General features: G+C 42.6%; 15 protein-coding genes. 11 read left to right on the forward strand and 4 right to left on the reverse strand.

Features of this window, described 5'->3' with window-relative positions:
- Positions 1-53 precede the first annotated feature (53 nt).
- The 11 genes from G9G57_RS13420 (at position 54) to G9G57_RS13470 (ending at position 12197) form a co-directional block, all read left to right on the forward strand.
- Positions 54-842: a TrmH family RNA methyltransferase gene (locus G9G57_RS13420; protein WP_164965060.1), complete on the forward strand. Its 789-nt coding sequence runs from the start codon at positions 54-56 to the stop codon at positions 840-842.
- Positions 843-1357: 515 nt separating this feature from the next.
- A complete protein-coding gene (locus G9G57_RS13425; protein WP_019688572.1) occupies positions 1358-2059 on the forward strand; it encodes a response regulator transcription factor in 702 nt (233 codons plus the stop codon).
- Entirely contained in the window at positions 2056-3042 is a 987-nt protein-coding gene (locus G9G57_RS13430; RefSeq protein ID WP_113050500.1) for a sensor histidine kinase, read from the forward strand. Before G9G57_RS13425 ends, G9G57_RS13430 begins: the two co-directional genes overlap by 4 nt.
- A 101-nt stretch (positions 3043-3143) precedes the next feature.
- Positions 3144-3923 carry an ABC transporter ATP-binding protein gene (locus G9G57_RS13435; protein ID WP_013372981.1) on the forward strand — a complete coding sequence of 260 codons (780 nt, stop codon included), beginning with the start codon at positions 3144-3146 and terminating at the stop codon, positions 3921-3923.
- Positions 3889-5901 carry an ABC transporter permease gene (locus tag G9G57_RS13440; protein WP_113050499.1) on the forward strand — a complete coding sequence of 671 codons (2013 nt, stop codon included), beginning with the start codon at positions 3889-3891 and terminating at the stop codon, positions 5899-5901. The genes G9G57_RS13435 and G9G57_RS13440 overlap by 35 nt, the downstream gene beginning before the upstream one ends.
- A 181-nt stretch (positions 5902-6082) precedes the next feature.
- Positions 6083-7192 carry a TolC family protein gene (locus G9G57_RS13445; protein WP_113050498.1) on the forward strand — a complete coding sequence of 370 codons (1110 nt, stop codon included), beginning with the start codon at positions 6083-6085 and terminating at the stop codon, positions 7190-7192.
- Between the two features lie 35 nt (positions 7193-7227).
- The gene (locus tag G9G57_RS13450; RefSeq protein ID WP_164965061.1) at positions 7228-8706 is read left to right on the forward strand and encodes an efflux RND transporter periplasmic adaptor subunit; all 1479 of its coding nucleotides are present in this window, start codon (positions 7228-7230) and stop codon (positions 8704-8706) included.
- The gene (locus G9G57_RS13455) at positions 8703-9440 is read left to right on the forward strand and encodes an ABC transporter ATP-binding protein (RefSeq protein ID WP_016819949.1); all 738 of its coding nucleotides are present in this window, start codon (positions 8703-8705) and stop codon (positions 9438-9440) included. Before G9G57_RS13450 ends, G9G57_RS13455 begins: the two co-directional genes overlap by 4 nt.
- Positions 9437-10651: an ABC transporter permease gene (locus G9G57_RS13460; RefSeq protein ID WP_044787961.1), complete on the forward strand. Its 1215-nt coding sequence runs from the start codon at positions 9437-9439 to the stop codon at positions 10649-10651. The genes G9G57_RS13455 and G9G57_RS13460 overlap by 4 nt, the downstream gene beginning before the upstream one ends.
- Before the next feature lie 65 nt (positions 10652-10716).
- The gene (locus tag G9G57_RS13465) at positions 10717-11658 is read left to right on the forward strand and encodes a polysaccharide deacetylase family protein (protein WP_164965062.1); all 942 of its coding nucleotides are present in this window, start codon (positions 10717-10719) and stop codon (positions 11656-11658) included.
- 62 nt (positions 11659-11720) lie between these two features.
- Positions 11721-12197, forward strand: a complete 477-nt coding sequence (locus tag G9G57_RS13470) for an RNA polymerase sigma factor (RefSeq protein WP_025365800.1) — start codon at positions 11721-11723, stop codon at positions 12195-12197.
- Positions 12198-12328: 131 nt separating this feature from the next.
- Here G9G57_RS13470 and G9G57_RS13475 read toward each other — a convergent pair whose 3' ends face one another.
- The 4 genes from G9G57_RS13475 to G9G57_RS13490 all read right to left on the reverse strand — a co-directional run bounded on the left by G9G57_RS13475 (position 12329) and on the right by G9G57_RS13490 (position 15793).
- Complete coding sequence (locus G9G57_RS13475) at positions 12329-13609, reverse strand: apiosidase-like domain-containing protein (protein WP_019688565.1); 1281 nt, start codon at positions 13607-13609, stop codon at positions 12329-12331.
- Between the two features lie 75 nt (positions 13610-13684).
- Complete coding sequence (locus G9G57_RS13480; protein ID WP_019688564.1) at positions 13685-14986, reverse strand: PTS sugar transporter subunit IIC; 1302 nt, start codon at positions 14984-14986, stop codon at positions 13685-13687.
- 154 nt (positions 14987-15140) lie between these two features.
- Positions 15141-15440 (reverse strand): PTS sugar transporter subunit IIB, encoded by a 300-nt coding sequence (locus G9G57_RS13485; protein ID WP_019688563.1) that lies wholly within the window; start codon positions 15438-15440, stop codon positions 15141-15143.
- Positions 15437-15793 (reverse strand): PTS lactose/cellobiose transporter subunit IIA, encoded by a 357-nt coding sequence (locus G9G57_RS13490; protein ID WP_019688562.1) that lies wholly within the window; start codon positions 15791-15793, stop codon positions 15437-15439. Before G9G57_RS13490 ends, G9G57_RS13485 begins: the two co-directional genes overlap by 4 nt.
- Positions 15794-15866: the final 73 nt, after the last annotated feature.

Genomic DNA, 15866 nt, shown 5'->3' on the forward strand with positions numbered 1-15866 from the left:
TGATGCATCATTTATTTTTAAAGAAACGGACCATAGAACGGAAGGTTAAACGAATGGAAATCATTTCACCGAATAATGCGCGTGTAAAAGAATGGTCGCAATTGCTGGAGAAAAAGCATCGTACACGGCAGCATAAATATATTGTTGAGGGTATTCATCTAGTGCAGGAAGCGTTGCGTTCGAACGCGGCAGTAGAAAGCGTCGCCTATGATTTGGACAAGGGGATTCCTGCCGAGCTGAATGGTCTGGATTCAGCCGACCAGCCGGTGGAATGGATTCCCGTGTCGGCGGCGGTCATTGCCAAATGCACCGATACCAAGACGCCGCAGTCTGTCTTTGCTATCGTGCGTAAGCAGGAGCAGAGCGCATTCGCAGCATTACTTGAGCAGCCAGATGCGCTGGTGATGGTGCTGGACGGGGTACAGGACCCCGGCAATGTAGGCACCATTATCCGCAGCGCGGACGCTGCTGGAGCCGCAGGCGTTATATTGGGTCATGGCTGCGCCGACCTGTACAACCCCAAAACGATCCGTTCCACGATGGGATCGTTATTTCATCTGCCGGTCATCGAAGGCAGTCTGGAGGAGCTTTTGCCGCAGGCCAAAAGCAAAGGGGCCCGCTTGCTCAGCACCTCGCTGGATGCAAGCTTGTCATGCTATGCCGTGGATTTGCGTGTATCCACCTGGCTCGTGATTGGCAACGAGGGCCGAGGTATTTCTGCTGCTACCGCTAGTATGGTGGATGAATCAGTATTCATTCCAATGCAGGGACAAGCAGAGTCACTGAATGCAGCCATGGCCTCTACAGTGTTATTATTCGAAGCAATGAGACAGCGGAGCTAAGAGATAGAGCGATGAGTCTGCTATAACATCAATTGATACTAAAATGAGTCGGGTCATAGACCTGACTCATTTTTTGTAGAAAATGTTATATCTGTCCAGTCTTTATACCTTACAACAAAGTAATGTTTTTGTAAGCTTTGGCTGTTGTTCCTTAGGTAGAAGCTAATTAGTATGAAAAATAGCGAGCCGAGGAGAGAAGTGAGCAAAATATGAAATATTCAAAGTATAAACTTAAAGAAGTATTGAAGTCCAAATTATATTGTAATGAAACGTTAAATAACTATAAAGGGATCATGATTACTGTAATAGCCATCGTCATTATAATTATCATGTTAACCGCTCTGGTGCTTGGCACCATGCATATCATTCGGGATTCAATTTACACCATGAAGCCCTCCTAAACTATAAACTTAAGTAAAGTAAGATTATTGTTATTGCTTAGACGATTAAATCAAGGCATTATATAGAGAAATTATGTTATTTAAAATTCAAGCACTAAGAAGGTAGAAAACACGATGCATAAAATATTAATCGTAGAGGATGATCCTCAAATTAGCTCCTTACTTCAATCCTATCTTGAAAAGTATGGTTATGAAGGAGTTATCGTTTCAAATTTTGATCAGGTATTGAGTACTTTTCAGGAAGTAAAGCCTGATTTGGTCATATTGGATGTGAATTTACCTCGTTTTGATGGATTTTATTGGTGCAGACAAATTCGCACCCAATCTACTTGTCCTATCCTTTTTGTGTCCGCGCGGGATGATAAGATGGATCAGGTCATTGCTTTGCAGAACGGGGCGGATGATTACATTACTAAACCGTTTCATCCCGAAGTACTGTTAGCCAAAATAGAAAGTAATCTGCGACGTGCCTATGGTTTATATGCAGGTGTCCAAAAATCACGCTCCATAACAGTGTCAGGCTTGAATTTATACCCTGATACTATGGAGCTTATGTTTCATGACAAGCAGGTAGAGATGAGTCATAAAGAAACGGCCCTGCTGGAGCTACTGATGACATATCCCAAGCAGGTTGTAGGGAGAGTTCATCTCTTAGAGGCTTTATGGGATGATTACCAATATGTAGGAGAAAATACGCTGAACGTTTATGTTACCCGTGTCCGTAAAAAGCTGAGCGAACTGGGGTTGGAGGATATTATAGAAACGGTTAGAGGAGCTGGATACCGGCTGCACTTGACTGAGGAGGAAGAACAGTGAAGCTGTTTTGGCGTGATCATTTTTCCATGATCATTTTTAATATTATCCAACTTTTTCTTGTGTTGAGTATTTACTGGATGGATGGTTATCGTAACTTGTCGACCGCCTTGTATTCGGTCTTTTTTGGGTTTATCCTTTTGCTGGTCTATTTGCTATTTCGGTACGTCATGTATTCTGGTTTATATCGAATATTATCCACTGCTAACATTAGAGATTTAGATGAGCTTATTCAGATGAAGGTACTTAATCCGTTAGCCTCTTCTTTACAGCATTTGCTTTTGCAGTTCTACCAGTTGTACCAGTCTCGGATTCATCAATTGGAGCATCAGCAGCGTGATCACATCACATTCATTAACCAGTGGGTTCACCAGATGAAAACGCCCCTAGCTGTGATTCATTTAATTCTCAAAGGAAAAATAGATCCCGAGTCGGATCAGATTCACGATGAGATTGATCGAATGGGAAAAGGACTGGACATGATTTTGTATATGTCACGATTGGAATCCTTTGAACCAGACTTTCATGTGGAGCCTGTTGTATTACGAAAGCTGGTTAGTGATGTGATTTATGATAACAAAAGATTATTGATCCGCAACGAAATTTATCCTTCCAATGAAGTGGACGAGCAGTTGAGTGTGATTACCGATGCCAAATGGCTAAGATTTATCATTAACCAATTGGTGACCAATGCGGTAAAGTACTCTTCAGGTCATGCCCGCAGTCTGAAGCTGATGTCTGACGTAAGAGAGGAAGTCATTGTGTTGGAAGTACAGGATGAGGGGATTGGTATCCCTAAAAAAGACATAGAACGGGTATTTGAGGCTTATTACACAGGTGAAAATGGGCGGAAGTATCGTGAATCAACCGGGATGGGACTCTATTTGGTGTCTGAAATCTGCAAAAGACTGAATCATAATATTCAATTGAAATCGACGGTTGGTAAAGGGACGACGGTTCAAATCCTGTTTCCAATACACCCATAAGAAACCTTACAACACATTTAAGGTTTTTGTAATGTTAATCGATCGACGCTCTGATCCGGATGGATTATGATCATGACATAGGAAAAAGAAAGGAATGAACGATGGAGATAGTACGAATGGATCAAGTCACCAAAATATACTATGGTAAGGTTCCACACCGAGCTCTCAACAATATCCATTTAACGATTCAACCAGGTGAGTTTGTCGGCATTATGGGTCCGTCTGGTAGTGGGAAGACAACTTTATTAAATATGATTTCGACCATTGATATGCCGACTTCTGGCGAGGTTAGCATTAAAGGGGAAAATCCACATCTGCTCAAGAAGGATAAGCTGGCTTTATTTCGCCGCAAAGAACTGGGGCTTGTATTTCAAGATTATAATTTGTTGGAAACCCTCACTTTGGGAGAGAACATACTGTTTCCTCTGATGCTGAATAAAAAAGGGTTAAAGGAAATGGAGCACAAACTGGAAGAAGTAGCGAAAAAACTGGATATTACAGATGTTTTGGACAAACGGCCTTATGAGGTGTCAGGGGGACAAAAACAACGTGCAGCCATAGGCAGAGCTATGATTCACTCTCCTTCGCTCCTGCTTGCAGATGAACCAACCGGAAATCTCGATTCCAAGTCTTCGCGTGTTGTAATGGAAATGCTGAGCCTTGTCCACCGTGTAGACTATTCTACAATTGTGCTGGTAACACACGGCGCCTTGGAAGCCAGCTATTGCGACCGGGTAATTTTTATTAAAGATGGTGAGTTATATAATGAAATCCGTCGTAGTCATAGTCAGCAAATATTTTTTCAGGAAATCATAGATATGCTCTCCTTTTTGGGGGGAAGTAGACATGCACATGAGCTTTCGTCTGTTAGCATGGAATAATCTCAAACGCAATGCGCGTGCTTACGTTCCTTATTATTTAAGCAGCTCCTTGATGATTACGATTTTTTTCGTATATGCGGTATTTATTTTTCACCCGGATGTCTCGAATGTAATCACAGCAGCTAATGTAAAAAAGGGATTACAGGTTGCGGATCTGTTGATTTTTGTATTTTCCTTTTTTTTCGTATTATACACAAATAATATCTTTGTTGCTGCACGTAAGAAAGAATTTGGTATACTCACCATTTTAGGAGCAAGTCATAGGCAAATATATTTTTTAGTAGCTTTTGAAAATCTAATTATAGGCTTTTTATCATTGGTGACCGGGATGATCGGAGGATTTGTTTCAGCGAAGTTTTTCCTGCTTATGGGTTCCAATGTCATAGGAATGTATTTAAGATTTTATTTTCCCTGGAAAGCACTTGCCTTTACAGGAATCGGCTTTATGTTTTTGTTTATATTGATCTCACTTGTGTCTGTTTTCTTTATTCGACGTTTTAAACTACAGCAGCTTTTTAGCAAGGCTCCTCAGCTCAACAAAGAGCCTAAAGCTTCATGGAGTCTGTCCATTCTTGCCATAGTATTAATCGGAGCGGCTGTATATTTAATGAAGCTTGATTTTTCACCCTACATTTATCTGGCACCTTATCGTTTAGGGACCCTTTCCTTTTATATATTGCACTATTCGGTTGGAGACACCTTTAAATATACAATTATAATGGGATCTCTGGGTATTTACTTATTTTATACTCAATCATGTATACTATTCATTCAATTGCTTAGAGCTAACAGGAAATGGTCTTGGAGCGGATCGCGTTTGTTATGGTTATCTGAGATCACATATAAAATGAGGAATAATGCCGGGCTTTTTTCATTGATTACCCTCATTTCTATCATTTCCTGTGTAGGAGCCGCATCAACTTTTGACTCCATGCAACAGCAAAAAAGATTTCTTAGGGAGCAATCTTATTCATTTGCATTTACTTCTGATGTTGTAAGTTCTAACGAGCTTGAAAAAGAGATTGACCAAAATCTGTATACGGCTGGAGTGGATTATGGAAAAGGTGAAGTATTAGTCTTCCCTTTTCGGGAACAGATTGCGCCAGTGATGAAACAATCCAACTATGAAGCACTTGCTTCCAAGTTTAAGAAGCTAAAACAGGTACCTACGCTTCGGGAGAATCAAGGTTTTTTCATTATCGATCCAAACGAGATGCCTCTCGAAGAAAAGAAAGCCCTTTTTGAAAAAAAGCTAACTTACAAGCAAGGGAAATCTCATATGATGAATCTTGAGATTATGGATACTAAGACGATAGATCATAACCTGAAGTTTGATGGAAATATCGTCTCTGAACTTGGAAGGCTACTTGTTGTTTCTGATCGAACTTACGACTATTTAATTGAACATCGGTATTTCAATGATCCGTTGGCATATAAATCTACTTATTATTTTGTGCCAAAATGGAAGAATGGCCAGCTTTCCTTAGAAACTTCTGAAACTCAACAAGAGGTATGGTTGTATTCTGTGTTGGCCAATAAGGTGAATAAAGGGGTGCTTAACTCTAGGGCCGTAGACTATTTGACATCGGAGATGGATCTGGTTATTAGTGAATTTATTGGCGGATTTATCGCCATTATTATGTTGGCAAGTACAGTAAGCCTGCTGTATTTCAGACTATATGTAGATCTTCAGCGAGATGAAGAAATATACCGAGCTTTATCGAAAATTGGACTAAACTCAAGGGAAATGAGACAATCGGCTTCCAGACAAATTGCATTCCTGTTTCTTCTGCCATTAGTCGTATCGTCTATGGGAATGGTGCTTTGTTTAGTGATGTCAGAACCATCTGTAATATATGGAGTACCCGTTCATCTTACGCTGATTCAGATTATGCTGTGCTTCTGGGCCATCCAATTTCTTTCCTTTCTTATTGTACGTTCTCTGTATCTTCGTCAATTAGATTTAAAGATACTATAAGGAACGGTACGTTGTGTGTAAAAAGTTGCAGAAGGGCAGGACGGTGTTCCTCCTTTCTGGAATGTGCACCGAATAGAAGGTAAGGTCTCAAGTGGGATACAGAAGAAAACACATAATTCATATAACAACTCATTGAAGAACCGACCTTAGTCGTTACCATATTTTTAAAGTGGGGATATCTATGAAAAAACGTATGTTCATTTTATTGCTGCTCGCCTTGTCGGCCAGTTCTTTATCAGAGTCCTTTGTTCAAGCAGAGGAGGCGCAGCAGCAGGTTACCAAAGCAAGTGTGAAATTAACATTGAGTCAAGCCCAGCAGTGGGCACGATTCAATAGTTTTAGCTTGAAGGAAGCCCAGCAAACGATAGATCGCAACCGGATTATGCTGAAAAATGCAGGCAAGAATCTGGATTTCATTCCGGCAGGTCAAGGCAACGGTGAAGAAGATGCGGCTAGTAGTTCAGCATGGAAGGGGTATGCTTCATCGACAGTTTCTTATTTGGAATCCAAAAAGCAAATCGAACTTGCCCAAGATCAGACAGACTACGCTGCCATGAAAAACTATTATGACGTACTTCTGGCTGATAACAAAGTCAAGAGTAGTGAGGATGCACTTTCGCTTGCGCTATTGGAGGAAAAAGCTGCTGAAGCGAAGGCCAACCGTGGGAAAATTTCTCCAGGTGATCGAAGTACGATTATTCAGACTCGTATAGAGGCTCAAAAGAATGTAGACATTGCTAAAGCTGCACTGCAAAAAGCGCAGGATTCGCTTAATACACAAATGGGACAGTCACAAGGAAATTTATATGAACTGGTGGACAGACCCGTTTACCGGAAAATGGATAACACGAATCTGGATACACTGGTGTCGCGTGCCATCTCAGCGAGTCCTTCGGTATGGAGACAGGAGGAGGCAGTCAAGCTAGCAAAAATGGAAATTAAATATTACACGTGGAACTCGGGGACGGATGACTATGAAATTAAACAGATAGATGTAGATTCAGCACAAGGCGGACTGGAAAATACCAAGGATCAACTGGCAGAAACACTGAAGAGTATGTACTTTAACTTACAGCAAAATGAAGAACAATACGAGCAAATGCGAAGTAATCTACAGAACCTTAATAAAGTGTTGGACATTTCTCGCAAAAGAAAGGCGCGTGGATTTGCAATAAGTACGGAGGTCGCCACGAATCAGTTGAAAGTAAAGCAAATCGAACGGAATATGGATGAACTCATTGTTCAAATGACGCTGCTGCAACATGCTTTAAACAAGCCGTGGAGTGTATAGGATTTAGCAAAAATACAATTTAAGGGGATATAACATTGTCGGAAACAGAAAAGAAAGATAAAGATTCATTACAAGTATTAAGAAAAAAAAGAAGAGTGAAAAGGAGCATAGGTATTCTGATCTTGCTCATTATAGCGGGAATTGGCGGTACGCTCTACATGAAAAGGGGCCAGGAAAAGCCTGTGGAGGCTCCGGCGAATCAGGTCGTACAGGTACAGAAAGCTAACATAATCGAGTCGCTTACCGTTACTGGAACCGTTCAGGCTTCCAAGGAAGTAAATATTAATTTTACAAATGTCGAGGGTGCCAAGCTCGTCGCTGTCAATGTCAAAGCGGGAGATAGCGTCAAAGCAGGTCAGGTTCTAGCACGATTAGATGATTCGGATGCCAGACTGCAAATTAAGGATGCCGAATCCAATGTGGCGATTGCAAGAGCCAAACTGGAGGAAGCCAAGCGCGGACCCAAAACGAATGATATAGAGTTGCAGAAAGCTAATGTCTTAAAGGCACAGATGGCGATTAAAACAGCCAAGAACACGATGGAATTAGAGGAAGCCGCTGCTCAAAAGGAGTCGGCCAAGGTGACTTTGGATAAGGCTCAGAAGGATTATGATGACCAGGCTTATCTGGTTCAGAATGATGCGGCAGCAGAAAGTGACCTGGCAACAGCCAAGCAAAATCTGGATAAGGCAAAATTGGATATGAGCAATGTGGAGCTGCAGTACAAGAAGGCACAGACCAAGCAAACTGAGGCGATCGAAGAGGCGGAAATGGGCTATAAAACAGCTTTAATACAATTAAAGGCTGCACAGTCCCCGCCCGAAGCTTCCAACATCCAATCCGCACAGGCTTCTTTATTGCAGGCTGAAACGGCATTAGAGCAGAAGAAAAGTGTCCTGAGTAAATTACAGGTTACGGCGCCGTGGGACGGGATCATTTTGAAGGTCAACGGCGATGTGGGTACCAGTCCTACTGCACCTTTTATTGTCATGAATAATTCAAACACAGGGGCTATGAAGGTTCTTGCCAAGGTGAACGAAAGTGATATTGCTAAATTGAAGACTGGACTTCAGGCGACAATGCACTCGAATTCATTTCCGGACAAACAATTTAAAGGCGAAGTCCTCTTTGTTTCTCCAGAGCCGGTTACCGAATCCAATGTGACTACATACAAAATCGAATTGTCTTTGGATAGCCAAAAGATAAGGCTGCAACCAGGGATGAATATGGATGTATCCCTTCTGTTAGCTGAACACAAAAATGCGTTATCTGTGCCGTTGTTTGCACTGAGATCTGAAGGCGGTGTGGATGGAGTATATGTGGCGAAGAACGCGGCGAATCCGGCGGATTATGAGTTTAGACCAGTGAAACTGGGTGTCTATACAGCAGATCAGGCGGAAATCAAGTCTGGTGTCAAGGACGGTGAGACCATTGTGATCCCACCTCAGGGTGGTAGTGCTGGTTCGAATGGCAGTCCAGAGGGTCAAGACCCTGATGGGGGGCAGGCACAATGAGTGAAACTCAATCCCATAAAGCTGTAATCGAAATTAAAGAACTGAAAAAAATGTATGAGGTAGGCGGACAGAAGATTCAGGCTCTGCGCAGTGTTAATTTATCTATTAGCGAAGGGGAGTTTGTTGCTATCATGGGGCCCTCTGGTTCGGGCAAGTCTACCATGATGAATGTCATTGGCTGCCTGGATCATCCCGATACCGGAGAGTACTACCTGGATGAGTACTCCATATTGGATGCTAGAGAGAACGAGCTTTCGGAGATTAGAAACCAGAAGCTGGGTTTTGTATTTCAGAAATTCTATCTACTTCCCCGAACTACAGCATTAGCCAATGTAGAGCTGCCTATGATGTATGCAGGTGTACCTGCCAAGGAGCGTCGGGAAAGAGCCGTAGAGGCACTACGCAGCGTTGGCCTTGCAGAACGGATGTACAACAAGCCTAACGAGCTATCTGGTGGTCAGCAGCAACGTGTTTCCATTGCCCGGGCATTGGTGAATAATCCTGTTATTCTGCTGGCGGATGAGCCTACGGGAGCACTGGATACGAAGACGAGTATCGAAATTATGGAATTATTTCAAGGCTTGAATGAGCTGGGAAAAACCATCGTCTTGGTCACGCATGAGCTGGAGATTGCTGAATATGCCAAACGGTTGATCAGCTTTCGGGATGGTAATATTGAACGAGATGAGCCTATTGCAAATAGACGAATTTCATCAAGGAAGGTAAGCCTATGAATGTAATGGAAACCATCCGTGTATCCATGAATAGCTTAATCACTAACAAGCTACGCTCATTTTTAACGATACTCGGTATTATTATCGGGGTGGCAGCAGTTATTGCCATTATGGCGATCGGAAACGGATCTACAGCCCGCATAAAGGCGGAAATTAATAAATTAGGAAATAACGTATTGATGGTTGCGCCGGCTATGACAATGGTCGATGGTGAAATAGATTATGACCACACACCATCATTTACTTGGGCTGATGTCGAGGCGTTGGAACAAAAGAAGTCTATAGATGCATTAATGCCGAATATAACGAGCAATTCAAAAGCTACGTGGGGGCGATATAACTATAACGCCACTATTGTAGGAACTTCCGCTTCATTTTATAAGGTCAAAAAGTTTTCCTTTGCCGAGGGTAGAACATTTACCAATGACGAGATGGACAAACGCATGAATGTCGCCATACTTGAAAGCCAAGCGGTCCAACGTCTTTTTGGTGGAGATAGCCAAAATGTATTGGGACGGACGTTTCAAATTAAGCAGATCCCCTTCAAGGTAGTCGGAGTATTGGATACTCAGCCAGTTACGAACTTAAGCTACAGTAGTAATGAACAAATTTACATCCCTGCTACAACCATGATGAACCGTCTGGGTGAGGAGAATATTACCAGATTGGACGTGTCTGCCAAGTCACCAGCCTTGATGGATCAGGCTCGCTTAGACATCTTGGAAAGCTTGCGTATGACACACCAGCTAAAACCTTCGGAACCAGATCAATTTGAAATTATGAGTCTGTCAGAGGCAGCAGGTGCAGCTTCTGGTGTAGATAGTATTATGACCAGCCTATTGGGTGGGGTAGCCGCGATATCCCTCGTGGTAGGGGGAATCGGAATTATGAATATTATGATGGTCTCAGTTATAGAGCGTACAAAAGAAATCGGTATTCGGAAAGCCATTGGTGCCAAGCCGAGAGATATTATGATTCAATTCCTGTCTGAAGCGATCATTTTTGGTCTGTTAGGAGGCACAATCGGAGTTGTTACAGGTATAGGAGCTTCCAAAATACTTGAGGCGGCTGCGCATATGACCATTGAATTTACAATCTCGCCTATCATATATTCGTTTCTTAGCTCTGCGGGCACAGGCATCCTATTCGGAGTATATCCGGCTTATAAAGCAGCAAGTTTGAGGCCAATAGATGCATTGAGGTACGAATAATTGAATGGGCACATGGTCGCAACATAAAACGTGAACTGCTTCTAGATTTTGGAGGAACATATACTATGGAAAAAAGCTATGTGCAAAATAGAACCAGAGCTCATCGAATGAAGAGGAAGAGAAGAAGACTACTGTTTATAATTATCATTTGTATTGTTCTAGTTATTATAAAACTCTTTGACATCTTCAGTAGTAAACCACAGCCAGTAAAAACGATTGAGTATGCAGAAAAAATAGAATCCGTATCAACCGACAAATTAAATAACGAATCCAAAGGGAGCGAATTCCTTGTAAAAAATGTTTCGGGTGTTGAGGATGCTGCATTTGTTGAAAACTACTTAAATCAGCAAATCCAAGGTCAAAAGCCCGATGGGATAGACGGTAAAAAGGTTGTCTATTTATCTTTTGATGATGGGCCATCAGTAACCGTGACGCCTAAGATTTTAGATGTTCTTAAAGAACAAAATGTAAAAGCGACGTTTTTTGTGGTCGGAAAAGCAGTCGAAGAAAATGAAGGTACTAAACATTTAACCAAAAGAATAATTAAGGAAGGGCATGCTATCGGAAATCATACCTACTCACATGATTATGGTTATTTATATCCTAATCAGACTGTGAATTCGAGCATTTTTATGAGCGATATTGAAAAAACAAATCAAATTTTAAAGCAAATTTTGGGACAGGATTTTTCCACAAGAGTGATTCGATTTCCGGGTGGCCATGTGACGTGGCAGAGAAAGGATCCCAAAGGTATGGAAGCGTTAGATGAAATTTTACATGATAAGGATTATCATCAGATTGACTGGAATGTGTTGCCTAAAGATGCGGAAGGTACCTCTAAGAATGCCGAGGAATTAATACACGAATTTATGAAGAGCATTGGGACTAGAGAAAAAGCAGTGGTACTCATGCATGACACTTACGGGAAGGAAGAAACAGCTAAAGCCTTGCCTGAAATCATAACATATTTAAAAAAGCAGGGATATGAATTCAAGACTATAAAATAGCTAGTGTATTTAAGTCAAGGGGAACACCGTAATCCATCGAAACAGAAAGGATAAGCCATAATATGGACATTAAAGATCTGGAAGATCTATATTTATCTCATAAATCAGAACTCCTTGGCTATCTTTTGAGAATAGTGCATAACAAACAGGATGCCGAAGATTTGTTGCATGAATGCTTTATTCGGTTTATAAGAGCTTCCCCTGATTTGCCCGAAGATCGTATCCGATTTTATCTTTTGAGAATTGCTAAAAATTTAGCCATAGATATAATAAGAAAGCGAAAAAAGATGGAGGAATATTTCTTGCGTAAGGAGCACGTCTACTATCACTGGGATACCCCCGATTTTGAAATTCAGGATGAGGTCGATCGAATTCTTTTGATGGCAAGTAATACCGAGCAAAGAACGGTACTTAAATTGCGTGTAGTCCAAGGATACTCCATAAAAGAAACGGCTAGAATTTTAAATAAGAGTGAAAATTCAGTGAAATCTTCGCTTCACAGAGCTTCCAAACGTATTAAATTGAGATATATTTCCTGACCACAATGGAGTGCTTGCTTTTTATAACAAGAAGTAAGACAAACAGTCCCGATGAGAAATCTCGATTGCGGGGCTGTTTGTACGTTGTACATAGTAGTTGAAATGATGAAAAAGGCGGTAAGTAATCACGGTTATTTTCTTATGCCAATCAGCAAGACATCAGCTTCAAAATCATGCATCCCAATGATCGTGATTTGCTCTTGCACAGAGATTGAAGCTGTGCCAAAACGACGATTCTCCAGGTCAATGACCGTGAAGTCGTATTCACTCAAATCCACGTTTAGCTTCAGCACCGTGTTGATTGGAACGTAGATGGCGACCTTGGTGTAATCGGTGCATACAGCCGCACGAATTTCTTCCGTATTTTTAAGCACTATGTTCCAAGGCTGCATATCTGTAATTCCATATATCCCGAAGAGCCATTTGGCCAATCCATAATCCCATGCCCCTTCAAACTTAAGTGCAGACTGCCAATCATATGGACTGTCGAATCCCTCCCCAGTTATCCCGAACCTTTTGCCTTTTCGATGCCAGCTCAAAATACCGTGGGCTCCATAGGTTATGCCCGCAGACGCCCCGGACAGAAGACTTTGCCAGGCTGCCTTACGAACATCGGCGCGGCTGAAGCGGCCATAGACTTTTCGACTGTAGCCCATTTGTTCATAACAGGGCTCCGAGTTGAGCACTGGTCGTGTGACAGGCTTATTGCAGAAATCCAGTGCGAGTGTATACGCCGTTGGTTGAAATTGTGAATTATGTCCTGACTGGTACATGTAAAAATCCAAATGGGGATCATCAATAAATTCCTCTGGCAGTGCCGCTAATCTTCCTTGAATATGCAGGGTAGTCAGACACTGCGGGCTGTGCTGTTTTATGGTATGGAGAGCAAGTCGGTAATATTGGTTGGCACGCTCGGAAGGGAAATCAGTGTCGCCACTTATAATATAAATAGGGTAGAATTTGGAGAACCGATCGGCAATGTAACGTACATAAGGTTCCACTGCCCCAAGTGGCATTTTTTTCTCCTCACGAAGCTTGGCAGCCCAGGTATCCGGGATATAATTACACCATAGTAGAACCAGTGCAGGAACAAAGCCTCTGTTCACAGCCATTTCGATCATCGTCTCGGCTCTGGTAAAGTATTCTTCGTTCGGCATATAGAAATTGAAGCTGCCATTCTCGGCATATGCGAAAGGCTCATAGTTCAAATCGCTGCCACTTGCATCCCACTGGCGCAGCAAATTGATTTGCAGGACATTGAAGCCCTGACTTTTACGGTAATCCAGATAATAGGCCCATTCCTCCAGCGTAATGTTGGTAAATGCGCTCCAAACCGTATCCGCCAAATAAAAAAAGGGGTTACCCTCATTCATGAAATATCGTTTGTTCTCAGCGATACTCAGTTGAATCAAAAGCTTCCTCTCCTAACGATTGTAATGGCAGAAGCGGCGAGCGTTTATCCGTCTCGCCGCTTCTACTTTTTTCTATTATAAAATAACGGGACTTGCTGTAGTTTCATTTGCTTGCTTGTCCAGTTGCTCCTGCGCTTCGTGTTCCTTTTTTAGAGCCTGCTTATCCAGCGCTCTAAAGAACGGGTAGTAGATCAGCATACTGATCGGAATGAGTACCAATTGTGCGGCGGCTAGTTTCCAACTGCCCTCAATGAAGCCCAGAGCAAAGATAGGGGTGCCGAAAGGCGGGTAAATTCCGATGGGTGCAGGCAACAAGCCGATGTTGGTGGCAATATAGCCGAGTACCGCACAAATGATGGGAGCAACGATAAACGGAATGGCTAGCAACGGGTTCAATACCATTGGAATTCCGAAGATCAGCGGCTCGTGAATGGAGAAAAAGGTACCCGGAAGACCAAGCTTGCCGATTGTGCGAAGCTGCTTGCTCTTGGCCAGGAAAACCAATAGCAGAGCAAATCCAAGCATCGGTGCATAGTTGCAGTAGATGGACCAGAAGGCCAGACCGATCGTGTTCGGAAGTGGAGCGCCTGCCTGGAAAGCGTCAAGGTTGGCTAGATCCAGACTCATCCAGATGGGTTTAACGATAGCGAGTATAACAATTGCACCGTGAATTCCGAACATCCACAAAGCCTGCATAATGATTAGCGCGATAATTAAAGCGCCGAGTGATCCGCCCAACCCTTCCAGTGGTATTTGGAGATAAGTGTAGATAAAATCGTGAACTGTACCAAATGGAGTCTGCATAAACAAACCAGCAACGATAACAAACACAAGGGCTACCAAGACAGCTGGGATCAAGCCTGAGAAGGTTTTGACAACGGTAGGCGGGACCCCGTCAGGCATTTTAATCGTCCAATTGCGGTCGACAATCCAAATATACAACCGTGCGGCAATCAAACCGACGATCATGGCAACGAACAATCCCTGCGCGCCGAGCCATTGAAGTGGCAAGGCACGAACTTTATCAAAGGTTTGGATCGGTGTAACGATAAGAAAAGAGAGAAGAGCGGTTGCCGCTGGCACAAGGGGGTCCTTGTCAAAAGCTTGCGCCAGTCTGTAGGCGATAAAAAATACCGCATACAGTGCAATGATGCCAGTGGTCATTGTCGATGCCAACCCGATTATAGCCTTTACGGGTGCAATAAGATTCTGGTAAGGCTCCCAAGCAAGTGCAGAGAAGAGGGTTGCAAATGCTCCGATAATCAGAAAAGGAAGGGTGGACATCAGCCCGTTGGAAATTGCGCTCATGTAACGGTTTTGCTGAATTGTACCCGCTACTTTTTGAAGCTTGTAAGAGAATTTTTGTTGGTTAGCCATATTTATTCAACTCCTACTATAGACTTTCATTCGTCTATATAATGACTTAGAGAACGCTTTCATTTGGCGAAACACCATGCAGAATATCATATATCGTTGCCCGATTTGACCAACCTTCTTGTTCGGTCTGGTGATGAGCATCTGACTCTGAGCTTTACAGCTTAAGCGCGTCTCCTAGCACTTTTTCGCCGTTCATCATTCCATAGTCTACTATATTGATAACACTTACCTTAATGCCTTTAGGTTCATATTTTGCCTTGAAATCATCCTGCAGGTAGCCGACCTGTGGTCCAATTAGCAGTACATCTGTCTTGTCAGCATATTCTTTAAACGAACTTTCGGAAGTCGCCCTAATTTCAACCTCAAGATTTTGCGCTTGTGCGGCCTTTTGCATTTTCTGTACCAACATACTTGTAGACATTCCTGCAGCACATACGAGTGTAATTTGTTTCATCCGTTGTTCCCTCCGTTGGAAGTGTGATTTGTGATATCTTCATAGCGATTCAATCTGTTGTAAAGCTCAATCATATGTCCCGCCAGATCTTTAGTTGTGATGGCTGACATAAGGTGATCTTGAGCATGTACCATAAGCAGTGTGACTTCGTGGGCGGTTCCGCCAGCTTCCTGTTGAATCAGTCTCGTTTGTGATTTATGAGCTTTAACCAACTCGGCTTTGCTTTCTTCAAGCCGCTCTGCCGCCAACTGTGTGTTACCTTTTTGAGCAAGAGCGATCGCGTCCATCGCTTTACTCTTGGCAACACCTGAGTTGGTGATAATTCCCATAATGATTTCTTGATACTCCTCCATCTCGTTCACCTCATGCTTTTTTCTCTTTAACTTACAGATTCAGTGTATAGGTTTGCTGCCGAGATCTAAACCC

It is taken from the genome of Paenibacillus sp. EKM211P (assembly GCF_011066175.1).
Classification (GTDB): Bacteria; Bacillota; Bacilli; order Paenibacillales; family Paenibacillaceae; genus Paenibacillus; species Paenibacillus polymyxa.

What these genes read in the sequence shown, in the direction of transcription:
- G9G57_RS13420 (WP_164965060.1), top strand. Translation starts at nt 54, where the DNA reads ATGGAAATCATTTCACCGAATAATGCGCGTGTAAAAGAATGGTCGCAA.
- G9G57_RS13425 (WP_019688572.1), top strand. Translation starts at nt 1,358, where the DNA reads ATGCATAAAATATTAATCGTAGAGGATGATCCTCAAATTAGCTCCTTA.
- G9G57_RS13435 (WP_013372981.1), top strand. Translation starts at nt 3,144, where the DNA reads ATGGAGATAGTACGAATGGATCAAGTCACCAAAATATACTATGGTAAG.
- G9G57_RS13440 (WP_113050499.1), top strand. Translation starts at nt 3,889, where the DNA reads ATGCACATGAGCTTTCGTCTGTTAGCATGGAATAATCTCAAACGCAAT.
- G9G57_RS13445 (WP_113050498.1), top strand. Translation starts at nt 6,083, where the DNA reads ATGAAAAAACGTATGTTCATTTTATTGCTGCTCGCCTTGTCGGCCAGT.
- G9G57_RS13455 (WP_016819949.1), top strand. Translation starts at nt 8,703, where the DNA reads ATGAGTGAAACTCAATCCCATAAAGCTGTAATCGAAATTAAAGAACTG.
- G9G57_RS13460 (WP_044787961.1), top strand. Translation starts at nt 9,437, where the DNA reads ATGAATGTAATGGAAACCATCCGTGTATCCATGAATAGCTTAATCACT.
- G9G57_RS13465 (WP_164965062.1), top strand. Translation starts at nt 10,717, where the DNA reads ATGGAAAAAAGCTATGTGCAAAATAGAACCAGAGCTCATCGAATGAAG.
- G9G57_RS13470 (WP_025365800.1), top strand. Translation starts at nt 11,721, where the DNA reads ATGGACATTAAAGATCTGGAAGATCTATATTTATCTCATAAATCAGAA.
- G9G57_RS13480 (WP_019688564.1), bottom strand. Translation starts at nt 14,986, where the DNA reads ATGGCTAACCAACAAAAATTCTCTTACAAGCTTCAAAAAGTAGCGGGT.
- G9G57_RS13485 (WP_019688563.1), bottom strand. Translation starts at nt 15,440, where the DNA reads ATGAAACAAATTACACTCGTATGTGCTGCAGGAATGTCTACAAGTATG.
- G9G57_RS13490 (WP_019688562.1), bottom strand. Translation starts at nt 15,793, where the DNA reads ATGGAGGAGTATCAAGAAATCATTATGGGAATTATCACCAACTCAGGT.